Source organism: Rhodanobacter lycopersici (genome assembly GCF_040812335.1).
In the GTDB taxonomy this organism is placed as follows: domain Bacteria; phylum Pseudomonadota; class Gammaproteobacteria; order Xanthomonadales; family Rhodanobacteraceae; genus Rhodanobacter_A; species Rhodanobacter_A lycopersici.
Window position 1 is genome coordinate 783542 of record NZ_JBFOHK010000001.1, and the last position, 24125, is coordinate 807666.

The window sequence follows — 24125 nt, forward strand, 5'->3', positions numbered from 1 at the left end:
GCGATGAACATTTCTCGACCGTTCGTGCTCCGTCCGGTGGCGACGGCGCTGCTGATGATCGCCATGGTGCTGGTGGGCCTGGTCGCGGTGCGCTTCCTGCCGGTGTCCTCGTTGCCTGACGTGGACTACCCGACGATCCAGGTGCAGACCTTCTACCCCGGCGCCAGCCCCATGGTGATGGCGACCACGGTGACCGCGCCGCTGGAAGTGCAGCTGGGCGAGATCCCCGGCCTGCAGCAGATGACGTCGAGCAGTTCCGCCGGCGCGTCGGTCATCACGCTGCAGTTCGATCTCTCGCTCAACCTCGACGTGGCCGAGCAGAACGTGCAGGAGGCGATCAATGCCGCCAACAGCCTGCTGCCCAGCGGCCTGCCCGCGCCACCCACCTACGCCAAGGTGAACCCGGCCGACCAGCCCATCCTCACGCTGGCGGTGACCTCGAACTCGATGTCGCTGCCCCAGTTGCAGGACGCCGCCAACAACCGCCTCGCCACCAAGATCTCCGAAGTGCCCGGCGTGGGCCTGGTCAGCGCCGCCGGCGGCAACGTGCCGGCGGTTCGCGTCGAGGCGGATCCGCACAAGCTGGCCGCCTACGGCCTCAACATCGACGACCTGCGTTCGCTGATCGCCAACGTCAACGTCAGCCAGCCCAAGGGCAATTTCGACGGCCCGAAGCTGGACTACACGATCAACGGCAACGACCAGATCCAGAACCCGCAGGGCTACCTCGACACGGTGGTCTCTTACCAGAACGGCGCGCCGGTGTTCCTGCGCGACGTCGCCCACGTGACGCAGGCCGCACAGAACAAGGAACTGGGCGCCTGGTACAACACCACGCAGGCCATCGTGCTCAACGTGCAGCGCCAGCCGGGCGCCAACGTGATCGAGACGGTGGATCGCATCACGCAGGAACTGCCCGCGCTGGAAGCCACCCTGCCTGCCGGCATGAAGATCAGCATCGTCAACGACAGTACCGGCGTGATCCGCTCCTCGGTGTCCGACGCCGCGTTCGAGCTGGTGCTGGCGATCGCGCTGGTGGTGCTGGTGATCTTCGTGTTCCTGCGCAACCTGCCCGCCACCATCATCCCGAGCATCTCCGTGCCGGTATCGCTGATCGGCACGCTGGCGGTGATGTACAAGCTCGGCTATTCCATCGACAACCTCTCGCTGATGGCGCTGATCATCGCCACCGGTTTCGTGGTGGACGATTCGATCGTGATGATCGAGAACATCGTGCGCTACCTGGAGGAAGGCAGGACGCCGCTGGAAGCCGCGCTGGAAGGCGCCGGCCAGATCGGCTTCACCATCCTGTCGCTGACCGTGTCGCTGATCGCGGTGCTGATCCCGCTGCTGTTCATGGGCGGCGTGATCGGGCGCCTGTTCAGCGAGTTCGCGGTCACGCTCGCAGTCACCATCGTGCTCTCCGCCGTGGTGTCGCTGACCCTGGTGCCGATGATGTGCGCGCGTATCCTCAAGGCACAGCACGACCGCCACCCCAGCCGCTTCGAGCGGATCAGCGAAGGCCTGTTCGACAAGCTGCTGGACGCCTACCGCCGCGGCCTCGTCGTGGTGATGAGGCACCAGACCACCACGCTGCTGGTGTTCCTGGCCACGCTGGCGCTGACCATCGTGCTGTATGTGGTGATCCCCAAGGGCCTGTTCCCGGTGCAGGACGTGGGCGTGCTGCAGGGCATCAGCACCGCCGACAACTCGGTGTCCTACGACACCATGGTGGAGCGCCAGCAGGCGCTGGCCGAGGCCATCCTCAAGGATCCCGAGGTCACCAGCCTCACTTCCTACGTCGGCATCGACGGCACCAACATCACGCTCAACAACGGCCGTTTCCTGATCAACCTGAAGCCGCGCGACGATCGCTCGGAAACCGCCCAGCAGATCGCGCGCCGCATCCAGCAGGAAACCGCGAACGTGCCCGGCATCAAGCTGTTCCTGCAACCGGAGCAGAACCTGACGCTGGACACCACGGTGTCGCCGAACCAGTACCAGTTCGTGTTGCGTGGCCCGAACCAGGCCGCCCTGCAGCAATACGTGCCGGCCCTGCTCTCGCGCATGAAGAACATCAAGTCCATTGTCGACGTCACCAGCGACCTCAACAACAACGGCCTCAGCGTGAACGTGGAAGTGAACCGCCAGCTGGCGGCGCGCTACGGCATCACCGCGGCGACCATCGACAACGCGCTGTACGACGCGCTGGGCCAGCGCATCGTCTCGACGATCTTCGACGAGTCCAGCCAGTACCGCGTGATCCTGGTGGCCAAGCCGGAGAGCCTGCCCACGTTGCAATCGCTGGGCAACCTGTACCTGCCAAGCCAGACCAGCAGCAGCGGCCAGGTGCCGCTGGGCGCCATCGCGCAGATCCAGGTGAGCAAGTCGCCGCTGGTAGTCAGCCACCTCGCGCAGTTCCCGTCCACCACCATCTCGTTCAACCTCGCGCAGGGCGCCTCGCTGAGCACGGCGGTGGACGAGATCACGCAAGCCGAACAGGCGGCGCACCTGCCGTCCTCGATCGAATCCTCGTTCCAGGGCGCGGCAGCAGCCTTCCAGGATTCGCTGTCCAGCGAGGTCTATCTGCTGATCGCCGCGCTGGTGGCCGTCTACATCGTGCTCGGCGTGCTGTACGAGAGTTTCATCCACCCAGTGACGATTCTTTCCACCCTGCCCTCGGCCGGCATCGGTGCGCTGCTGGCGCTGATGGTCGCCCGCGCCGACCTGGACGTGATCGGCATCATCGGCATCGTGCTCTTGATCGGCATCGTGAAGAAGAACGCGATCATGATCGTGGACTTCGCCCTCGTGGCGGAACGTGAGCACGGCAAGCCGCCGGCGGAGGCGATCTTCGAGGCCTCGCTGCTGCGCTTCCGGCCGATCCTGATGACCACACTGGCGGCGATGCTCGGCGCGCTGCCGATGCTGCTGGGCACCGGCACCGGTTCGGAGCTGCGTCGCCCGCTGGGCCTGGCGATCATCGGCGGCCTCGCGCTCAGCCAGTTGCTGACCCTGTTCACCACGCCGGTGATCTACCTGTTCTTCGACCGGCTGGCGCAGCGCCTGCGGCCCGCGCCGGCGCTGGAAGCGGAAGGTGGTGAAGCGTGATCGCGCGCGCCCCCACCCGCCATGATCATCCCCCTCTCCCCTTTGGGGCACGCGGGGAGCGGCCATGGATGGCCGCAGCCTTGAGGAGCGAGGAGAGGGCTGGGGTGAGGGGCCGGGCTGGCCATGCCCCGCATGGCTTAAATGCAGGTTCATGGCCGATGCGTCGACGCTGCGTACAGGCATCTGCGCAAGACCGGCCCCTCACCCCGACCCTCTCCCCGGAGGGTAGAGGGGGTAAAGCAGCGGGTGAACGCGTATGAGCATCCCCGGCCTGTTCATCCGGCGACCGGTGGCGACCACCCTGCTGGCGGTCGCCATCCTGCTGTCCGGCCTGCTGGCGTATTTCCACCTGCCGGTGGCACCGCTGCCGAACGTGACCTATCCGGTAGTGGTGGTGCAGGCCACCATGGCGGGCGCCAGCCCGGACATCATGGCCTCCACCGTGACCGCGCCGCTGGAGCGGCGCCTCGGCACCATCGCCGACGTCAACGAGATGACTTCGACCAGCTCGGTCGGTTCGGCCAGGATCGTCATCCAGTTCGGCCTGGACCGCGACATCAACGGCGCCGCGCGAGACGTGCAGGCGGCGATCCAGGCCTCACGTGCGGACCTGCCTTCCACCTTGCGTGGCAATCCGACGTATCGCGAGTACAACCCGGCCGACACGCCGATCATGATCCTGGCGCTGACCTCGGACACGCTGACCCGCGCCCAGCTCTACGATTCGGCCGACTCGGTGATCCAGCAGCAGCTGTCGCAGATCGACGGCGTGGGCGAGATCACCCTGGGCGGCAGCGCCCTGCCCTCGGTGCGCGTGGAGCTGCAGCCGGACAAGCTCAACAGCTACGGCATCGGCCTGGAGGACGTGCGCGCGGCGATCAGCGCCGCGAACGCGAACAGCGCCAAGGGTCACATCGACCAGAACGGCCTGCGCTACGAGGTCACCTCCAACGACCAGATCAGCAAGGCCGCTCCCTATCGCGACCTGGTGGTGGCCTACCGCAACAACGCGCCGGTGCTGCTGCGCGACGTGGCCGACGTGCAGGATTCGGCGGAGAACATCCGCAACATGGGCCTCTACAACGGCAAGCCGGCGGTGCTGGTCATCGTGTTCCCGCGCCCCGGCGGCAACATCGTCAAGACGGTGGGCGAGATCAGGGATGTGCTTCCGTCCATCGAGGCGGCGCTGCCGGCAGGCATCCACGCCGACGTCGCGCTGGATCGTTCCGTGTCGGTGCACGGCGCGGTCAACGACACCGAACGCACGCTGTTCATCGCGGTGCTGCTGGTGATCGGCGTGGTGTTCGTGTTCCTGCAGTCGCCGCGGGCGATCCTGATTCCCGCGGTGGCGCTGCCACTGTCGATCGTCGGCACGTTCGGGCCGATGTACCTGATGGGCTACAGCATCGACAACCTGTCGCTGATGGCGCTGACCATAGGCACCGGCTTCGTGGTGGACGACGCGGTGGTGGTGCTGGAGAACATCGTGCGCCACGTGGAAGCGGGCATGGAGGTACGCGAGGCGGCCATGCGCGGCAGTGCCGAGGTCAGTTTCACGGTGATCTCGATGAGCCTGTCGCTGATCGCGGTGTTCACCCCGATCCTGCTGATGCCCGGCATCATCGGCCTGCTGTTCCACGAGTTCGCGGTGACGCTGTCGGTGGCGATCCTGTTCTCGATGGTGATCTCGCTCACCATCACGCCGACCCTGGCCGCGTTCGTGCTCAACCGCAAGGCCCTGCATTCCAAGGCACGCTGGGCGCTGTGGTACGAGCGGCAATTCGAGCGCTTCAAGCAGGCCTACTCGCGTTCGCTCACCGCCGTGCTCGACCATGCGCTGCTGGTCGGCCTCACCCTGATCGGCCTGATCGCGCTGAACGTCGTGCTGTTCAAGCTGCTGCCCTCGACCTTCTTCCCGGAGCAGGACAACGGCATCCTGATGGGCTCGGTCATCGCCGACCAGAGCATCTCGTTCCAGGCGATGGAACAGAAGCTGGAGCAACTGCAATCCATCGTGGGGAAGGACCCGGCGGTAGCCTCGGTGGCGGGCTTCACCGGCGGCCGTTCGCTGAACAGCGCCAGCGTGTTCGTGGAACTGAAGCCGCTGGCAGAGCGCAAGATCTCCGCCGCGCAGGTGGTCGAACGCCTGCGGCCCAAGCTCAGCCGGATCACCGGTGCGCGCCTGTTCCTGCAGGCCGCGCAGGATCTGCACATCGGCGGCCGGCAGTCCGCCGCCGAATACCAGTACACGCTGACCGGCGACGACGCCGACCAGTTGTACCAGTGGGTGCCCAAGCTGGTGGACGAACTGGGCAAGTACCGCGACCAGCTCACCAGCGTGAACTCGGACCTGCAGCAGCATGGCCTGCAGATCGACATCAACTTCGACCGCGCCACCATGATGCGCTACGGCTTCACGCCGACCCAGCTCGACAGCGTGCTGTACGACGCGTTCGGCCAGCGCACCGTCTCCACCGTGTACAACGAGCTGAACCAGTACTACGTGGTGATGGAAGTGGCGCCGCCGTACTGGCAGTACCCGCAGATGCTCGACCGCATGCGCTTCAGCGGCACGGCCGGCGTCGCCAGCGGTACCGAGCAGACGCAGATGTCCGGCAACCTGGTCAAGGCGACGCAAACCGTGTCGGCGGTCACCGCCTCGTCGGGTGCGGCCTCCAGCACCAACGCGAACAATGCCAACGCCGAAGCCAACCTGCTCACCAACGCCATCGCCAACGCCAGGGGCGGCGCCTCCAGCGGCAGCGCGGACAGCACGGCGACCGAGACGATGGTGCCGTTCCCGGCGCTGGCCACCTACACCAGCGACCACACGCCCACCCAGGTCAACCACCAGAGCGGGCTGGTCGCCACCACCATCTCGTTCAACCTGCCGCCAGGCGGTTCGCTGAGCAAGGCGCTGCTGGCCATCGACCAGGCCGAGCAGGCCATCCACATGCCGGCGTCCATCCGCGGCGCCACCGCGGGCGCGGCGCAGGTCTACTCGCAGTCGATGTCCACCATGCCGCTGCTGATCCTCGCCGCGCTGGTGGCGGTGTACATCGTGCTGGGCATGCTCTACGAGAACACCGTGCACCCCGTCACCATCCTCTCCACCCTGCCCTCCGCGGGCATCGGCGCCACCCTGGCGCTGCTGATCTTCGGCACGCCGTTCTCGGTGATCGCGATGATCGGCATCATCCTGCTGATCGGCATCGTCAAGAAGAACGCGATCATGATGATCGACGTGGCCATCCACCTGCAGCGCGACGAAGGCTACGAGCCGCGCAAGGCGATTCACGACGCCGCCGTGGTGCGCCTGCGCCCGATCATGATGACCACCGCCGCCGCCGTGCTGGGCGCCGTTCCATTGGCCATCGGCATCGGCCAGGGCGCCTCGCTGCGCCAGCCGCTGGGCATCACCGTGGCGGGCGGCCTGATCCTCAGCCAGGTCTTCACCCTGTACACCACGCCAGTGATCTACCTCTACTTCGACCGCGTGCGCGTCAGGCTCGCCGCGTGGTCCGCCACCCTGCCGTGGAACCGATCGGACGCAAGCGCATGAACACCAAGCTGCTCTCCCGCGTGACCCATCCCCGCGGCATGCTGGCCGCCACGCTGACCCTGCTGCTCGGCGGCTGCATGGTCGGCCCGGACTACCACCGCCCGGCGGTGGCGATGCCCGCGCAGTACCAGCCCCTGCCCGGCTGGACGGCGGCCGCGCCGGCCGCGGCCGCGCCCAAGGGCGACTGGTGGACGATGTTCAACGATCCGCTGCTGAACCAGTTGGAACCGCAGGTGTCGGTTTCCAACCAGACCGTGCGCCAGAGCTACGCCAACTACCAGGCGGCACTGGCCCAGGTGCAGGTGGCGCGCAGCGCGCTGTTCCCCACCATCGGCATCAGCGGCTCGGGCAACAGGCAGCGCTCGGCCATCGGCGCCACCAGCACCACCAGCAGCGGCGCAAGCCGCTTGAGCCCGATAAGCACCTCCGGTTCGCTGGAAGGCAACGTGAGCTGGGCGCCGGACCTGTGGGGCAAGGTGCGCCGTACCCTGCAGGAGAACAAGGCGAACGCGCAGGCCAGCGCGGCCACCCTGGCCAATGCCACGCTGTCCGAACAGACCGCGCTGGCCAGCGCGGTGATCGAGCTGCGGGTGACCGACGCCAGCATCGACCTGCTGCAGCAGACCGTCGACGCCTTCAAGGAGTACCTGCGCGTGGTGGGCAACCAGGCGGCAGCCGGCACCGTGCCGCCTTCCGACCTGATCAGCGCACGCACCCAGCTGGAGAACGCCCAGTCCAGCCTGCTCGCGCTGGGCATTGCCCGCGCGCAGTACGTCCATGCCATCGCGGTGCTGGTCGGCAAGAATCCGGAGGATCTGCAGATTCCGCACGACGGCACGCTGCCGACGCTGCCCGGGGTGCCGCTGGGCATGCCTTCGACCCTGCTGCAGCGCCGGCCCGACATCGCCGTCGCCGAGCGCCAGATGGCCGCCCAGAACGCCGCGATCGGCGTCGCCGTGGCGGCCTACTACCCTAGCCTCTCGCTGTCGGCCGCGGACGGTTTCTCGCAATCGCCGCTGGCAGGCCTGCTGCATGTGGCCAACCATGTCTGGTCGCTGGGCGCCGACGTCGGCGAAACGCTGTTCGATGGCGGTGAACGCCATGGCGAGGTCGCCGCGGCCAAGGCCAATTACGAGGCCGCGGTGGCCAACTACCGAGGTACCGTACTGACTGCGCTGCAAGGCGTGGAGGACGACCTCTCCGGTCTGCATATCCTCACCCGGCAGGCCGGCGTGCTCGACGACGCCGTGCGCGACGCCACCCGCGGTGCCGAGATCGCGCTCAACGAATACCAGGCCGGCACCGTCGACTACACCACCGCGGCCACCGCCCGCGCCACCCAGCTGAGCACCCAGCAGGATGCATTGAACGTGCGCCAGCAGCGCCTGCTCGACACGGTGTCGCTGATCGGCGACCTGGGCGGTGGCTGGTCGGCGGATCAGCTGAGCGCCGCACCGCAGGCCGGAGCCAGACGCTAACCGCCCAGCCAGCCCCGCGACTGCAACAGCAGCATCGCACCGATCAGCACCAGGCCGGCGTGCAGGCAACGCACGAAGACCTGGCCGCTCAGCCGCCTGTTGAGCATGCGGCCCAGCAGCGTGGCGGCCAGCACCGCCGGCAAGGCCAGCAGGTAGTCGCGGGTCACGGTGGGCGTCCACAGGCCGGTCAGGCCGTAGCCGGCCATGGTCATCACGCTGGCCGGCAGGAAATAGCCCTGCAGCGTGGCGCGGAAATGCCGCGGCGACCAGCCGCGCAACGCGCCGTACACCACCAGCGGCGGCCCGTTCATGCCGTACGCACCGCCAAGCACGCCCGCGCCGAAACCGAAGATCCACGCATGACGGTCGTCGTGCAATGCCGCCTGCCGATGGCGCATCAGGGCAAACACCGAGAACGCCATCACCACCGCACCGAGCACCATCTTCACCAGATGCTCGTCCAGCGCGTGCAGTGCCCACAGGCCGAGCGGCGTGCCTACCGCGGTGGCAAGGAACAAGCGGCCCGCGCTGCGGAAATGGATGTGCCGCCAGTCCTGCGCGATGGCCACGATCGCCACCGTGATCGAAACCAGTGCGGCAATCGGCGCCGCCGTATCCACCGGCATCGCAAACGCCAGCAGCGGCACCGCGATCAGAGCCTCGCCGAAACCGAAAGCCGAACGGATGAAGCTGGCGATGAACAGTATCGTCAGGACGGCAATCAGCACCGGCACTCCAGTGGCATGGAACGAGGGAGACAGCGAGATTACCGCACCTCGTTCCTGTCCCGGCGCCGGGGCTCGCGCACCAGCATGCACACGCCGCCGTAGATCACGAACAGCGGCCACCACGTGCCCCAGGACAGGTCGAGGATGAAGATCACCGCCACCATCACGATGGCGAGTGCGTTCAGCAGCGAGTGCGCCACCGCGCCATCCACCGTACCGACGGTGCGGTAGCGCTCCCAGGCCTCGGACAGCGGCCACACCGCGCCGAGCAGGATGAACCACGCCCACCAGTTAGCCCAGTTGAGGAAGGGAAACTGCACGCCCAGGTTGCCGCACAGGAAGATCACGCCCACTCCAACCACCAGCAGTGCCGGGATGATGCGATGGCTATGCCGCGCAACAGTGTTCGTTCCGGTATTCGTTTCGTTGTCCGTCATCGTCGTTATCCTCCCCAAGATGGCGTTACGGTAGGACACGGCCCGTGGCGCAACCAGTGACAGGCGTCACCCGAAACGACTGAGCGAATCACCCCTTCGGACTCACCGACCCACGCCCATTCCGCGCTTTGTTTCGATGCTGCATGATGGCCGGGCCATATCCCCGAACGAGCCAAGCATGACGATCGCCCGCGCCTCATCCGCACTGGAACTCTCCCCCATCATCGCCGGCCTGTGGCGCATCGCCAGCTGGAACCTGTCCGTGCAGGCGCGCGTGCGATGGATCGAGCAGGCGCTGGAACTGGGCATCACCAGCTTCGACCACGCGGACATCTACGGTGACTACCAGGCCGAGGCCCTGTTCGGCGAGGCACTGCAGGCAGCCCCGGCGCTGCGCCAACGCATGCAACTGGTGAGCAAGTGCGGCATCCGCCTGCGTTCGGCGCAACGCCCTTACCGGGTGAATCACTACGACACCTCGGCGGCCTACGTGCGCGCGCAGGTCGAGCAGTCGCTGCGCAAGCTGCGCACCGAACAGCTGGACCTGGTGCTGATCCACCGCCCCGATTACCTGATGGATGCCGCCGCGCTGGCGGAAACGTTCGCGGCGCTCACCCATGAAGGCAAGGTGGCACACTGGGGCGTGTCCAATCATTCGACCAGCCAGTTCGCCCTGCTCAACCAGTACCACCTGCTCGCGACCAACCAGCTCGAACTCTCGCCCCTGCAGATGGATGCGCTGGACGACGGCACGCTGGACCAGGCGCAGCAACTCGGCCTGCGTCCGATGATCTGGTCACCGCTGGCCGGCGGCCGCCTGTTCACCGGCGAGGACGAACAGGCCGTGCGCGTGCGCGCCGAAATGGAGGCCATCGCCGCACGCCTCGGCACCAGCCTCGCCACCCTGGCCTACGCCTGGGTGCTGCGCCATCCTTCGCGACCACGCCCGATCACCGGCACGGGCCGCATTGACGGCTTGCGCGAGGCAGTCGCCGCACTGAACGTTTCGCTGGATACCGAAGACTGGTACGCGATCTGGACGGCCAGCAAAGGCCATCCGGTGCCCTGAAGTCAGTGGTTGCTCACCCCGTGCGGCACATGTCCTGTGGCCACGTGCTTGCGCGCGGATTCCACGTTGGCCGGCGAGTCATCGAAGAAGATGTCGGCGCCGAAGGCGTCGAGGAAGGGGCCCTTGTCGCGGCCGCCGAGGAACAGCGCTTCGTCGATGCGCACGCCCCAGCGGCGCAGGGTGAGGATAACGCGCTTGTGCGCGGGCGCGGAACGCGCGGTGACCAGGGCGGTGCGGATCGGCGAGTTCTCCGCGGGAAACGCAGCCTGCAACCGGTGCAGCGCGGTGAGGAAGCCGCGGAACGGACCGACCGACAGCGGCTCGGCGGCATGCTCGGTCTCGCTGCGGTGGAAGGCCTCCAACCCCTCCTCGCGCGAGACGCGCTCGCCTTCGTCGCCGAAGATCACCGCGTCGCCGTCGAAGGCGATGCGCAGCTGTTCGCTCATCCGCGGCGGCGCGACGCTCGGCAGGATGGTGGCCGCCGCCACACCGGCCTTGAGCGCGCGGCCCACGTCCTCGGCGTTGGCGGAGAGGAACAGGTCGGCCTTGAACGGCGCGATGTAGTCGGAAGTGGGCGCACCACTGGTGAAGGCGGCGCGGCTGATCTCCAGGCCGTAGTGCTGGATCGCGTTGAAGATGCGCAGGCCGGTGTCACCTGAGTTGCGCGAGAGCAGGATCACCTCCACTGGCGGCACGTCACCCGCCAGCTTGTTGAGGTCGAGCAGTTTCTGCACCAGCGGGAAGGCCACGCCCGGCTTCAGGATCTCGTCCTCGTGCTCGATCTGGAAGCTGCGGTAGGCGTCCAGTCCCTCGCGCTCGAACAGCGCGTGGCTGTTGCCGAGGTCGAACAGCGCGCGCGAGGAGATCGCCACGACGAGGCGGTTGTCGGTGGCGGAGGCGGGGGCGTGGACGGTGGATTCGGACATGGGGGCAATCTAGCGCAAGGCACGCGCACAGCGTGAGATTGGTTTTGTGTAGGAGCGCACCCTGTGCGCGATGGCTTTTTGTTCCGATCGGAGCAAAATCAATCGCGCACAGGGTGCGCTCCTACGAAAAGCCGCCCCTCACCCAGTCTTGCCTGCAGGGGAGAGGGAGAAAAGGCGGGTCAGTCCGCGGCGAACTGCTCGTCGAGGATGCGCTGCTCCAGGTTGTGCTCGGGATCGAACAGCAGGCGCACGCCCTGCCCTTCGGCCTGGCGCACGACCACGTCGCGCACGTCGCGCACTTCGTGGAAGTCGGCGGTGGCGCTGACCGGGCGCTTGCCGTGGTCGAGCACGCGCAGGCTGACTTCGGTGCGATGCGGCAGGATCGCACCGCGCCAGCGGCGCGGGCGGAACGGGCTGATCGGGGTGAGCGCGAGCACGTTCGCGTCCAGCGGCAGGATCGGGCCGTGCGCGGAGAGGTTGTAGGCGGTGGAGCCGGCCGGCGTGGCCACCATCACGCCGTCGCAGATCAGGTTCGGCAGCTTCACCGTCTCGTTGAGCTTCACCTCCAGGTGCGCGGCCTGGTTGCTCTGGCGCAGCAGCGAGACCTCGTTGAAGGCCAGCGCGCGATGGGTGCCGCCCGCCGCGTCGGTAACCAGCATTTCCAGCGGGAACAGTTCGGCGGCATGCGCGCGCGCCACCCGCTCGGGCAGGCCATCAAGCTTGTGCTTGTTCATCAGGAAGCCGACGCGCCCCAGCTTCATGCCGTACACCGGCACGCCCAGCGCGAGATGCGCGTGCAGGGTGCGCAGCATGAAGCCGTCGCCACCCAGCGCCACGATCAGCTCCGCCTGCTCCGCAGGCACGTCGCCGTAACGCTCCACGAGCTTGCGCCACGCCTGCTGGGCGACGCTGGTGTCACTGGCGACGAAGGCGAAGCGCATGGGTGAGCGGGCTCCGTAGGGGATGCCGGGAGCTTACTGCATGGAGTGCTGGCACATGCCGTAAAAGCGAAGCCCCGGACAAGCCGGGACTTCGATCATGCATGGAGGCTTTTGCCAGCTCGGCCCCTCACCCCAACCCTCTCCTCGCTCCTCAAAGCTGCGGCCATCCATGGCCGCTCCCCGCGCGCCCCAAAGGGGAGAGGGAGAAAGATGGGCCGGTCCTCTCAGCCCACCGGCACCTGCGCCAGCTGGGCCAGCCGGCGCACCGCGACCGAGGCGATCGGGTAGTCGGCGTTCTGGGTCAGGATCTCGGCCAGCATGCCGCGGGTGTGCTGCAGCGTGGCGTCGTCGCGCTGCAGCCAGACCTGCACCGGCGAGGCGCCCTTGCTGCCGCCGGCCAGCTTCAGCACCTGCTGGACCAGCGCGCGATGCTGGTGGGTGAGCTCGTCCAGCAGCGAACCGCGCGCCTGCGCATGCCAGTGGCCTTCCACCGGCAGCGCCTCGATCTGGCCACGCAGCCATTCCAGGTCCAGCACCTCGCCCAGTTCGTAGAACACGCCGGCGACCTTCTCGATCGGCTGGCCGCTCTGTTGCGCCACCTCGACCATGTCCAGCGCGGCGCGCAGTTCGGACAGGCGCGCCAGCCGCACGGCCAGTCCGGCCGGCAGGCCGAGGCCTTCCCACTTTTCCTGACTGCTGGCGAAGTCGCCCTTGCCGGTCGGCGTCAGCGCTTCCGGCAACGCCTTGCGCAGCGCGCTCACGCCGGCCTGGTAGCGCTCGACGTTGGCGGCGATCTCCAGCGTGCCGCCGGGACGGTTGAGCAGCCAGCGGGTCATGTGGCGCAGCAGCGACCAGATCTGCATCACCGCGTCGACCTGGGTGCCCTCGGCCACCTTGCTGTCCAGCGCCTCGATCTCGGCCCACAGCTCGCGCGCATCCAGGATCTCGCGCGCGGCGGTGTAGGCCTTGGCGATCGCCGCCGGGCCTTTGCCGGTGTCTTCCTGCATGCGCATCATGAAGGTGGCGCCCATGCGGTTGATCGTGGAGTTGGTCACCGCGGTGGCGATGATCTCGCGCTTCAGGCGATGGCGCTGCATGTGCGCGGCGTACTTCTCGTGCAGCGGCGCGGGGAAATAGCGCACCAGTTCCTTGGACAGGTACGGGTCCTCCGGCACGTCGGAATCCAGCAGTTGCTGGAACAGGCGGATCTTGTCGTAGGACAGCAGCACCGACAGTTCCGGCCGGGTCATGCCCTGGCCGCGCGTCTTGCGCTCGGTCAGCTCCGCCTCGCTCGGCAAGTTCTCCACCTGGCGATCCAGCGAGCCCTCGGCCTCCAGCGTGCGGATGAAGTGCGCCATCGAACCGATGCGCTTCACCGACTGGTGCTCCATCAGGGTGATCGCCTGGTTCTGGCGATAGTTGTCCCACAGCACCAGCTGGCCGACTTCGTCGGTCATCGCGGCCAGCTGCTTGTTGCGGTCCGCCTCGCCCAGCTCGCCGCGGTGCACGGCATCGTTGAGCAGGATCTTGATGTTCACCTCGTGGTCGGAGGTGTCCACGCCGGCGGAGTTGTCGATGAAGTCGGTGTTCAGCAGCACGCCCTTCTGCGCCGCCTCGATGCGGCCCTTCTGGGTCATGCCGAGGTTGCCGCCCTCACCGACGACCTTGCAGCGCAGTTCGCCGCCGTCCACGCGCAGGCCGTTGTTGGCGCGGTCGCGGGCGTCGGCATGGGTCTCGCTGCTGGCCTTGACATAGGTGCCGATGCCGCCGTTCCAGAGCAGGTCCACCGGCGCCTTGAGGATGGCGTTGAGCAGCTCGTTCGGCGCCATCTGGGTGACCTCGGGCTTGAGGCCCAGCGCCGCGCGCGCCTCCGGCGAGACCGGGATCGACTTCGCGCTGCGCGGCCAGATGCCGCCACCGGCGGAGATCAGCGACTTGTCGTAGTCGTCCCAGCTCGAACGCGGAATCTTGAACATGCGCTCGCGCTCGACGAAGGAGCGCGCCGCATCCGGGTTCGGGTCGATGAACACGTGGCGATGGTCGAATGCGGCCACCAGCCGGATGTGCTTCGACAGCAGCATGCCGTTGCCGAACACGTCGCCGGACATGTCGCCGATGCCCACGCAGGTGAAGTCCTCGCTCTGGCTGTCGCGGCCCAGCGCGCGGAAGTGGCGCTTGACCGACTCCCACGCCCCCTTGGCGGTGATGCCCATGCCCTTGTGGTCATAGCCGTTGGAGCCGCCGGAGGCGAACGCGTCGCCCAGCCAGTAGCCATGTTCGATCGAGATGCCGTTGGCGATGTCGGAGAACGTGGCCGTGCCCTTGTCCGCAGCGACCACCAGATAGGGATCGTCGGCATCGTGGCGCACCACGTTGTGCGGGTTCACCACCTTGCCCTCGACCAGGTTGTCGGTGATGTCGAGCAGGCCGTTGATGAACAGCTTGTAGCAGGCGATGCCCTCGGCCTGCTGCGCGTCGCGGTCGCCGCCCAGCGGCGGCTTCTTGACGAAGAAGCCGCCCTTCGAGCCCACCGGCACGATCACGGTGTTCTTCACCATCTGCGCCTTCACCAGACCCAGCACCTCGGTGCGGAAATCCTCGCGGCGATCGGACCAGCGCAGGCCGCCACGCGCCACCGGGCCGAAGCGCAGGTGGATGCCTTCCACGCGCGGCGCGCACACCCAGATCTCGCGGTACGGCACCGGCTTCGGCAGCTCGGGCACGGCGTGCGAGTCGAGCTTGAAGCTGATGTAGTCGCGGTACGCGCCGTTCCACTGCTGGAAGAAGCTGGTGCGCAGGGTGGCATGCATCACTGCCACGAAGCTGCGCAGGATGCGGTCCTCGTCCAGGCTGGCCACGTTCTCCAGCAGCACGTTGATCGCGCCCTCGATCGTCTTGACCTGCTCGGCGCGCGGCTGCGCCAGCGTGGCGGCGAGGCCGTCCACCAGTGCCGGGTTCGCGGCCTGCACGTGCGCCGGGATCAACACCGACATTTCGCCGTGCAGCTGTCCGGCGGCGATCTTGCGCTCGTCGGCCGACAGCGATTCGCGGCACGGGTCGAACTTGGCCAGGAACAGCTCCACCAGCAGGCCGGCGATCGCCGGATAGCGGTTCAGCGTGTCCTCCATGTAGGACTGCGAGAACGTGCTGCCGGCCTGCAGCAGGTACTTGCAGTAGCCGCGCAGCATCGCCACCTGGCGCCAGCTCAGCCGGGCGCCCAGCACCAGGCGGTTGAAGCCGTCGTTCTCGGCATTGCCGCGCCAGATCTGCTCGAACGCATGCTCGAACAGCGAGCCCACCTGCTCCACGCTGAAGGTGAGCTTGCCCACCGGCTGCACCTCGAAGTCCTGGATCGACAGCGGCACGCTGTCGCCGGGAATCTCGTAGACGTGCTCGGTGAGCACGCGCAGGCCCAGGTTCTCCAGCTGCGGCAGCACCTCGGACAGCGCAATGTCGCCGCCGGAACGGTAGACCTTGAAACGCAGCGTCTCCGGCGCCTTCGGCGGGTGGTAGAACGACATGCGCAAGGCGTTGTCGCCTTCGAGCAGCGACAGCTGATGCACGTCCTCGGCGGCCACCGCCGGGCTCACGTCGTCGATGTAGCCGGGCGGCAGCACGCGCGCGTAGCGGTTCGCCAGCACCACGCCCTCGTGCTCGCCGCGCTGCTTCACCAGTGCGTCGCGCACCTCGTCGTGCCAGTTGCGCACGATCGCCGCCACACCCTGCTCCAGCGTGGCCAGGTCGTAGGCGGGCTGGTCGCCGATCTTCGGCCGCAGCACGATATACAGGCGCGCCAGCGCGGCCTCGCCCAGCAGCACCGAGGAATCGATCTGCTCGGCATGCAGGGCCTCGCCCAGCAGCGCCTCGATGCGCTCGCGCACCGAGGTGTTGAAGCGGTCGCGCGGCACGAACACCTGGCAGGTGAAGAAGCGGGCGTAGCGGTCGCGGCGCATGAACAGCCGCGTGTGCGCGCGCTGGCGCAGCTCCAGGATGCCGGTGGCGATGGCGAACAGCTCGTCCTCGCTGCTCTGCAGCAGCTCCTCGCGCGGCAGCGTTTCCAGGATGTGACGCAGCGACTTGCCGGAGTACGAATCGCGCTTCAGGCACGAGCGCGCCAGCACTGCCTCCACCTTGTGCCGCACCAGCGGCACATCCTGCGGGCGCGCCATGTAGGCGCTGGAGGTGAACAGGCCGAGGAAGCGCTGCTCGGACACGGCGCGGCCGTCGGCGTCGAACTTGAGCACGCCGATGTAATCCATGTAGCCGGGACGATGCATGCGCGAGCGTGCATTGGTCTTGGTCAGGATGACCGCGTCGACCGCGCCGGAATGCGGCAGCTCGCTGGCCGCCAGCGTCTTCAGCGAACGCGGCGCCAGCGACTGCTCGCTCTTGCGCAGGATGCCCAGGCCCGAGCTTTCGATCGCGCGCAGCACGCGCTCGCCGTCGGCATCGGTCACCTCGTATTCGCGGTAACCGAAGAAGGTGAAGTTGTCGGCGGCGATCCAGCGCAGGAATTCGCCGGCCTCGCGCGCCGAAGCCGCGTCCAGCGCCGGCTTGCGCTGCGGCAGTTCGTCGGCGATCGCCAGCGCCTTGTCGCGCATCGCCGCCCAGTCGCCCACCGCCACGCGCACGTCCTCCAGCGCGGCCTCGACCTGCGCGACCAGCTGCGCCTGTTCATTCGCATCGCCCACGCGGTCGATCTCGAAGTGCATCACCGATTCGGCCGCCCCCGACTCGCCGCCGATGCCCAGCAGCTTGCCGCCGGCATCGCGCTGCACCGTCAGCACCGGATGGATCACCGCGTGGATCTGCAGGCGGTCCGCAACCACCATGCTCACCGTGTCGACCAGGAACGGCATGTCGTCAGTGACGATCTGCAGCCAGCTGTGACCGGCATGGCCGGCCTCGGGGTCCAGCACGCGCACGGCCGCGCGACCCGGCGCGCGCTGCTGCATGAAGTCCAGCAGGCCACCGGTCAGGGTGGCCCATTGCGCCGGAGTGTGCAGACCGCGGTCGCCTTCCGTGACCCGCGCGAAGAAGGCGCCGATAAAAAATTGCGCCTCATCAAGGCGCTGGGTGGGGAATCCGGCTTGCTTCAGAGCCTCGAACACGGCGGACTGAAGCGGGACTTCATGGGCTGCGCGAATGGCATTCATGGCATCTACTGTGTAGTGGAAACGAAAGTGACGCGATAAAGCCCCAAAAGGATACGCTTCGCGTCAGGGTGAATCCACCGCGATACCGTTGTGCAAAGCGTCATGAACCGCCGTTCGTCCGCACCCCCGCGTGGCGTGCGCGCCATCACGACAAGCATGCGACCATGCACGGTGAACGCATCGTTGCGTGCAGTGGAAACCGGCGGTATCGCGGCACGCATCGTCAGTCACGTCCCGCCCGTTTGCGCAAAGTCGTCTTGATTGTTTGAGCCGCGATGCGCCAGCCCTTTGCCAGCGGGTCGGTCCGATCATCCGCGAAACCTTCCCGCAAGCTCTTCAATAAATTGTGAACTGTACGGTATAGTAGCGCTCCGCACGCCCCTGCCCGCCCACACGGAGCACGGACAGCGCTCAACCTTTGACACACGACATGCAGGTGGCTGTGCCGTCATGCTCTGCGCCGGACGCAGGCTGGATGCGCTCCCATCGCGATGGCCCTCCCCTTATCACGATCAGCACGCTTCGGAGTCCCCATGAAATCCCCGTCCCTGCGCACACCCGCGTTGTGCCTCGGCCTGCTGGCCCTGACCGCCTGCGGCAAGAAGGAGCAAGGCCCTCCGCAAATGCCGCCGCCGCAGGTGGGCGTGGTCACCGTGCAGCCGCGGAGCGAGCCGCTGACCAAGGACCTGGTCGGTCGCCTGTCGGCCTTCCGTAGCGCCGACGTGCGCGCCCGCGTGTCCGGCGTGCTGCTGAAGCGCACCTACGTCGAGGGTTCCGACGTGAAGAAGGGCCAGTTGCTGTTCGAAATCGACGCCGCCCCCTACCAGGCGGCGCTGGACTCCAGCATTGCCAATCTCGCATCGGCCAAGGCCACCTACACCAACGCCCACGTGGTCGCGGAGCGCGATCGCTCGCTCATCCCGCAGGGCTACGTTTCGCGCGCCCAGCTGGACAGCGACGAGGCCGCCGAGCGCACCGCCGCCGCCGCCGTGAAGCAGGCGCAGGCCAACGTGGAAACCGCCCGGATCAATCTCGGCTATACCAAGGTGGTGTCGCCCATCGACGGGCGCTCCGGCCAGCAGCAGGTGACCGAGGGGGCGATCGTCGGCAACGGCACCGCCGACACCGGCGCCAGCGCGACCCTGCTCACCACGGTGGACCAGATCGACCCGCTGTACGTGAACTTCACCATGAGCGTGGCCGACATGGAGCAGCTGCGCCAGGCGCAGACCGGTGGCGGCGTCACCCTCGCCCAGCCCAACCAGGCCACCGTGCAGGTGACGATGCCCGACGGCAGCACCTACGCCGAACCGGGCACGCTGGATTTCACCGCGGCCACGGTGGACCCGTCCACCGGCGCGATGAACCTGCGCGCGCAGATTCCCAATCCCAAGCACAGCCTGCTGCCCGGCATGTACGTGACGCTGAAGGCGAAGCTGGGTGAACAGCACAAGGTGTTCCTGGTGCCGCAACCGGCCGTGCTGCGCGATACCGTGGGCGCCTACGTGTTCGTGGTCGGCAGCGACGGCAACGTCAAGCGCCATGATGTCGCCACCGGCGGCATGAGCGGCAGCAACTGGGTGGTCACCAGCGGCCTCGCGGCCGGCGACCAGGTGGTGGTGTCCGGCGTGCAGAACGTGCGCGACGGCGCACCGGCCAAGGCCTCGCCATGGCAACCGCAGGCCGCCGCAGGCGCTGCCGCGCCGGCAGCCGGCAAGTAACGGAGCGCGATCATGCCGAGTTTCTTCATCGATCGCCCGATCTTCGCCTGGGTGGTAGCCATTCTGATCTCGCTGGGCGGCGTGCTGGCGATCCTCAACCTGGGCGTGGAGTCGTACCCGAACATCGCGCCGCCGCAGGTGGTGGTGAACGCGAGCTACCCCGGCGCCAGCGCGGACACCACCGAGAAAACCGTCACCCAGGTGATCGAGCAGCAGCTCACCGGCATCGACCACCTGCTGTACTTCAACTCCTCGTCCAGCGCCAACGGCAACTCGCAGATCACGCTCACCTTTGAAACCGGCACCAACCCGGACATCGCCCAGGTGCAGGTGCAGAACAAGGTGGCGCTGGCCACGCCGCGCCTGCCCACGGAAGTGACCCAGCAGGGCGTGGTGGTGGCCAAGGCCAACTCCGGCTTCCTGATGGTGGTGGCGCTGCAGTCGGACAACCCGAGCATCAACCGCGACCGCCTCAACGACATCGTGGCCTCGCAGGTGCTGGACCAGATCTCGCGCGTGCCAGGCGTGGGCAGCACCCAGCAGTTCGGCGCCGAGTACGCCATGCGCATCTGGCTGAACCCGGACAAGCTGCAGGGCTACAACCTGTCGGCCACCCAGGTCATGGCGGCCGTCCAGGCGCAGAACGTGCAGTTCGCCGCCGGTTCGGTCGGCGCCGACCCGGCCGTGCCCGGCCAGGGCCTCACCGCCACGGTGTCCGCCGAGGGGCGCTTCACCTCGCCCGAGCAGTTCGCCAACATCATCCTGCGCGCCAACCCCGACGGCACCACGGTGAGGCTGGGCGACGTGGCCAAGATCAGCTTCGGTCCGCAAAGCTACGGCTTCGACACCACCTGGGACGGCAAGCCGATCGGTGCGTTCGCGATCATGCTGCTGCCCGGCGCCAACGCGCTGGACGTGTCCACCGCGGTGCGCGCGAAGATGGACGAGCTGGCACCCAGCTTCCCGCAGGGCGTGAGCTGGTTCAGTCCCTACGACAGCACCGCCTTCGTGCACATCTCCATCGACGAGGTGGTGCACACGCTGATCGAGGCCATCATCCTGGTGTTCCTGGTGATGCTGCTGTTCCTGCAGAACATCCGCGCCACCATCATCCCCACCCTGGTGATCCCGGTGGCCCTGCTGGGCACCTTCCTCGGCATGCTGGTGCTGGGTTTCACCATCAACCAGCTGACCCTGTTCGGCATGGTGCTGGCGATCGGCATCGTGGTGGACGACGCGATCGTGGTGATCGAGAACGTCGAACGCATCATGACCGAGGAGAACCTGCCGCCGAAGGAGGCCACGCGCAAGGCGATGGGCCAGATCACAGGCGCGGTGGTGGCGATCACCGTGGTGCTGGCGGCGGTGTTCGTGCCCTCGGCGCTGCAGCCGGGCGCCTCGGGCATCATCTACAAGCAGTTCGCGCTGACCATCGCGATGTCGATGCTGTTCTCGGCCTTCCTCGCGCTGTCGTTCACGCCGGCGCTGTGCGCCAGCTTCCTGCAGCCGGAGCATCACAAGAAGAAGAACATCATCTTCCGCAAGTTCAACGAGTTCTTCGAGTGGACCACGCGCACCTACACCGGTCACGTGGGCGGCGCGGTGAAACACGCACCGCGCTGGATGACCGTGTTCGTGCTGGTGGCGATCCTCGCCGGCTTCCTGTACACCCGCCTGCCCGGCAGCTTCCTGCCCGAGGAAGACCAGGGCTACGCGCTGTCCATCATCCAGTTGCCACCGGGCGCCACCAAGCAGCGCACCGGCGAGGTGATGGCGCAGATGCGCGCGATCCTCGAAAAAGACCCGGCGGTGGAAGGCGTGCTGCAGGTGACCGGCTTCAGCTTCATGGGCTCCAGTGAAAGCGCCGGCATGGCCTTCATCAAGCTGAAGGACTGGAGCCAGCGCAAGGACACCGCGATGCAGTTCATCCAGCGCGCCAACATGGAGCTGTTCTCGATCCGTGATGCGCGCATCTTCGTGGTGAACATCCCCACGGTGCAGGGTCTGGGCCAGTTCGGCGGCTTCGACATGTACCTGCAGGACCGCGCCGGCCTCGGCCGCGACGCGCTCACCCAGGCCCGCAACATCCTGCTCGGCAAGGCCGCGCAGGACCCGGTGCTCACCGGCGTGCACCCGAACTCGCTGGAGGATGCGCCGCAGCTCGACCTCAAGGTGGATCGCGTGCAGGCGCAGTCGATGGGCCTGTCGGTGAGCGACGTCTACAACGCGGTCAGCCTGATGCTGGCCCCGGTGTACGTGAACGACTTCACCTACGGCGGCCGCGTGAAACGCGTGATCATGCAGGCCGACGCGCCCTATCGCATGAGTGCGGACGCGCTGCAGCACTTCTACACGCCCAGCAGCACCCAGACCAACGCCGACGGTACGCCGGCGATGATCCCGCTCTCCAACGTGGTGCAGGCGAAGTGGGACATGGGCTCGCCCGCACTGACCCGCTACAACGGCTATTCCGCGGTGGAAATCGTGGGTTCGCCCGCACCGGGGCGCGCCTCGGGCGAGGCGATGAACGAGATGCAGAAGATCGTCACCCAGGATCTGCCCAAGGGCTACGGCTACGACTGGACCGGCCAGTCCTACCAGGAAATCCTCTCCGGCAATGCCGCCACGCTGCTGATGGTGCTGTCCATCTTCATCGTGTTCCTGGCGCTGGCCGCGCTGTACGAGAGCTGGTCGATCCCGGTATCGGTGCTGCTGGTGGTGCCGCTGGGCCTGCTCGGCGTGGTGGTGTTCACCCTGCTGCGCGGCCTGCCCAACGACATCTACTTCAAGATCGGCCTGGTCACGGTGATCGGCCTGGCGGCGAAGAACGCGATCCTGATCGTGGAGTTCGCGGTGGCCGAGCAGCAGGCCGGACGCACGCTGCGCGAGGCCACCGTCGACGCGGCCCGCCTGCGACTGCGCCCGATCCTGATGACCTCGCTGGCCTTCATCCTCGGCGTGTTCCCGCTGTTCATCTCCACCGGCGCCGGCGCCAACGCGCGCCACGCGATCGGCACCGGCGTGATCGGCGGCATGCTGTTCGCCACCTTCCTCGGCGTGCTGCTGATCCCGGTGTTCTACATCGTGGTGCGGCGCCTGCTGGGCGACAAGCTGGACGGCGACGGCAAGGCGCATCCGGCCTCGGGCACGGACATGCAGTCGTTCGACTCCGATCCGCAGCGCGGACACTAAGATGAAACGGTTCCGCAGAAAGCCCTGGCAGTTCAATCTGTTCCTGGGTTTTCTGGCGGCGCTGCTGGCAAAGTTGGCATTCCAGCTCCTGCCAACTTTGCCGGCGGTATTGAGGCGGTATTGATATGTGCAGTGCTCTTTGCTCTTGGGATACTCACTTTGCCGACCAAACAGGAACAGCAAGAGGAAATCAGGCAGGAGATTGAGGAAAGCAAGAAAAGCTGGCGTCAGTTGAACAAGTAAGTCATTCGCCTGAAATACAAAAGGCCCCGGCGCAAGCCGGGGCCTTCTTGTGTCCGCATACTCGCGGCAAACCCGTAGGAGCGGCTTCAGCCGCGACCGGCAACGATTGATCGCGGCTGAAGCCGCTCCTACAAATCCGCTCGCGGACAAAGGGAAAGGCGTGAGCCTTCTCTCCCGCTCACTTCTCCCAGCTCACTCCGCGCGCTCAGCGCAACCCCGTCTCGTTGCGCGCGATCACGATGCGCTGGATCTCGCTGGTGCCTTCGTAGATCTCGGTGATCTTGGCGTCGCGGAAGTAGCGCTCCAGCGGCATCTCCTTGGAGTAGCCCATGCCGCCGTGGATCTGCACGGCCTGGTGGGCGATCCACATCGCCGCTTCCGAAGCGACCAGCTTGGCCACCGAGGCCTCGGTACCGAAGCGGCCGCCGTTCTTTTCCGTGTGGCCCTTGGTCCACGCCGCACGCAACGTCAGCAGCGTCGCCGCATCGAGCCTGCACTTCATGTCGGCGATCTTGGCCTGGGTCATCTGGAACGTGCCGATCGGGTGGCCGAAGGCCTTGCGGTCGCGCGACCACTGCAGCGTGGCCTCGTAGGCGGCGCGGGCGATGCCCACCGCCTGCGAGGCGATGCCGATGCGGCCGGCGTCGAGCACGCCCATGGCGATGGAGAAGCCCTTGCCCTCCTGGCCCAGCAGATCGTCCTTCGAGCAGACGTAGTCGTTGAACTCGATCTCGCAGGTGGCGGATGCGCGGATGCCGAGCTTGGGTTCGGTCTTGCCGGCGTGGAAGCCCGGCTTCTGCGTGTCGATGATGAAGGCCGACACGCCCTTGGCACCGATGCCCGGCGTGGTGATCGCGAACAGCACGATGTAGCGGCACACCGGGCCCGAGGTGATCCAGCTCTTCTTGCCGTTGATCACCCAGTCGCCGTCGTCGTTCTTCTGCGCACGGGTATGCATCGCGGAGGCGTCGGAGCCGGACTGCGGCTCGGTCAGCGCATACGCGCCGATCGCCTCGCCCTGCGCGATCGCGCGCACGTACTTCTGCTTCTGCGCCTCGGTGCCGTGCTTCAGGATGCCATTGCAGAACAGCGAATTGTTCACGCTCATCACGGTGGAGGTGGCCGCATCGGCGGCGGCGATCTCGATCATCGCCAACACGTAGCCCACTGGGTCCAGGCCCGCACCGCCGTACTCGTGCGGCACCTCGATGCCCATCAGGCCGAGCTGGCCCATCTCGCGGATGTTGTCCAGCGGGAACTCGCCCTTGGCATCCAGTTCCGCCGCCACCGGCGCGATGCGCCTCTGGGCGAAGTCGCGGGCAATGGCCTGGATCGACAACTGGTCTTCGGTAAAGCTGAAATCCATGGGGGGACTCCGGTAACGAAACGGGGATGAAAAGCCGCTCATTTTAGCCGCGCCGACGCGCATGCCTTGTGCGAGTGCAGCAGAGCACGCGACCGTCCATGCTGGGCGAGGCGCCCCGACGCCCACGGCACCTCGCCCTTGACGATTCCGCAAGCGGGCTCTAGCCTTTGCATCGCTTTATCGCGATACAAGGAT

13 protein-coding genes are annotated in these 24125 nt (G+C 67.1%); 7 read left to right on the plus strand and 6 right to left on the minus strand.

Annotated elements, in window-relative coordinates; all coding sequences use genetic code 11:
- The first annotated feature begins 3 nt into the window (after positions 1–3).
- From ABQJ54_RS03650 to ABQJ54_RS03660, 3 genes are all read left to right on the plus strand, one after another.
- The gene (locus tag ABQJ54_RS03650) at positions 4–3111 is read left to right on the plus strand and encodes an efflux RND transporter permease subunit (protein ID WP_367852905.1); all 3108 of its coding nucleotides are present in this window, start codon (positions 4–6) and stop codon (positions 3109–3111) included.
- Positions 3112–3367: 256 nt separating this feature from the next.
- Positions 3368–6673 (plus strand): efflux RND transporter permease subunit, encoded by a 3306-nt coding sequence (locus ABQJ54_RS03655; protein WP_367852906.1) that lies wholly within the window; start codon positions 3368–3370, stop codon positions 6671–6673.
- Complete coding sequence (locus ABQJ54_RS03660; RefSeq protein ID WP_367852907.1) at positions 6670–8151, plus strand: efflux transporter outer membrane subunit; 1482 nt, start codon at positions 6670–6672, stop codon at positions 8149–8151. The genes ABQJ54_RS03655 and ABQJ54_RS03660 overlap by 4 nt, the downstream gene beginning before the upstream one ends.
- Here the strand turns inward: ABQJ54_RS03660 and ABQJ54_RS03665 are convergent.
- Positions 8148–8879 carry a sulfite exporter TauE/SafE family protein gene (locus ABQJ54_RS03665; RefSeq protein WP_367852908.1) on the minus strand — a complete coding sequence of 244 codons (732 nt, stop codon included), beginning with the start codon at positions 8877–8879 and terminating at the stop codon, positions 8148–8150. The genes ABQJ54_RS03660 and ABQJ54_RS03665 overlap by 4 nt on opposite strands.
- Positions 8880–8917: 38 nt before the next feature.
- Positions 8918–9316, minus strand: a complete 399-nt coding sequence (locus ABQJ54_RS03670) for a LiaF transmembrane domain-containing protein (protein WP_367852909.1) — start codon at positions 9314–9316, stop codon at positions 8918–8920.
- 178 nt (positions 9317–9494) lie between these two features.
- On the opposite strand from ABQJ54_RS03670, the gene ABQJ54_RS03675 reads away from it, so the two are divergent.
- The gene (locus ABQJ54_RS03675; protein WP_367852910.1) at positions 9495–10385 is read left to right on the plus strand and encodes an aldo/keto reductase; all 891 of its coding nucleotides are present in this window, start codon (positions 9495–9497) and stop codon (positions 10383–10385) included.
- A 2-nt stretch (positions 10386–10387) separates the two neighbouring features.
- Here ABQJ54_RS03675 and ABQJ54_RS03680 read toward each other — a convergent pair whose 3' ends face one another.
- From ABQJ54_RS03680 to ABQJ54_RS03690, 3 genes are all read right to left on the minus strand, one after another.
- Positions 10388–11311, minus strand: coding sequence for a 5'-nucleotidase (locus tag ABQJ54_RS03680; RefSeq protein ID WP_367852911.1), 924 nt, complete (start codon positions 11309–11311; stop codon positions 10388–10390).
- A gap of 179 nt (positions 11312–11490) precedes the next feature.
- Positions 11491–12252: an NAD kinase gene (locus tag ABQJ54_RS03685; protein ID WP_367852912.1), complete on the minus strand. Its 762-nt coding sequence runs from the start codon at positions 12250–12252 to the stop codon at positions 11491–11493.
- 224 nt (positions 12253–12476) lie between these two features.
- A complete protein-coding gene (locus ABQJ54_RS03690) occupies positions 12477–17408 on the minus strand; it encodes an NAD-glutamate dehydrogenase (protein WP_367852913.1) in 4932 nt (1643 codons plus the stop codon).
- 533 nt (positions 17409–17941) lie between these two features.
- On the opposite strand from ABQJ54_RS03690, the gene ABQJ54_RS03695 reads away from it, so the two are divergent.
- From ABQJ54_RS03695 to ABQJ54_RS03705, 3 genes are read left to right on the plus strand one after another with little or no spacing between them, the layout of a single operon-like run.
- Entirely contained in the window at positions 17942–19129 is a 1188-nt protein-coding gene (locus tag ABQJ54_RS03695; RefSeq protein ID WP_367852914.1) for an efflux RND transporter periplasmic adaptor subunit, read from the plus strand.
- Positions 19130–19141: 12 nt separating this feature from the next.
- Entirely contained in the window at positions 19142–22321 is a 3180-nt protein-coding gene (locus tag ABQJ54_RS03700; protein ID WP_367852915.1) for a multidrug efflux RND transporter permease subunit, read from the plus strand.
- 1 nt (position 22322) lies between these two features.
- On the plus strand, positions 22323–22445 hold the full coding sequence (locus ABQJ54_RS03705; protein WP_367852916.1) for a hypothetical protein: 123 nt from the start codon (positions 22323–22325) through the stop codon (positions 22443–22445).
- Positions 22446–22769: 324 nt separating this feature from the next.
- Here the strand turns inward: ABQJ54_RS03705 and ABQJ54_RS03710 are convergent, their stop codons facing one another.
- The gene (locus ABQJ54_RS03710; protein ID WP_367852917.1) at positions 22770–23930 is read right to left on the minus strand and encodes an acyl-CoA dehydrogenase family protein; all 1161 of its coding nucleotides are present in this window, start codon (positions 23928–23930) and stop codon (positions 22770–22772) included.
- Positions 23931–24125 lie beyond the last annotated feature (195 nt).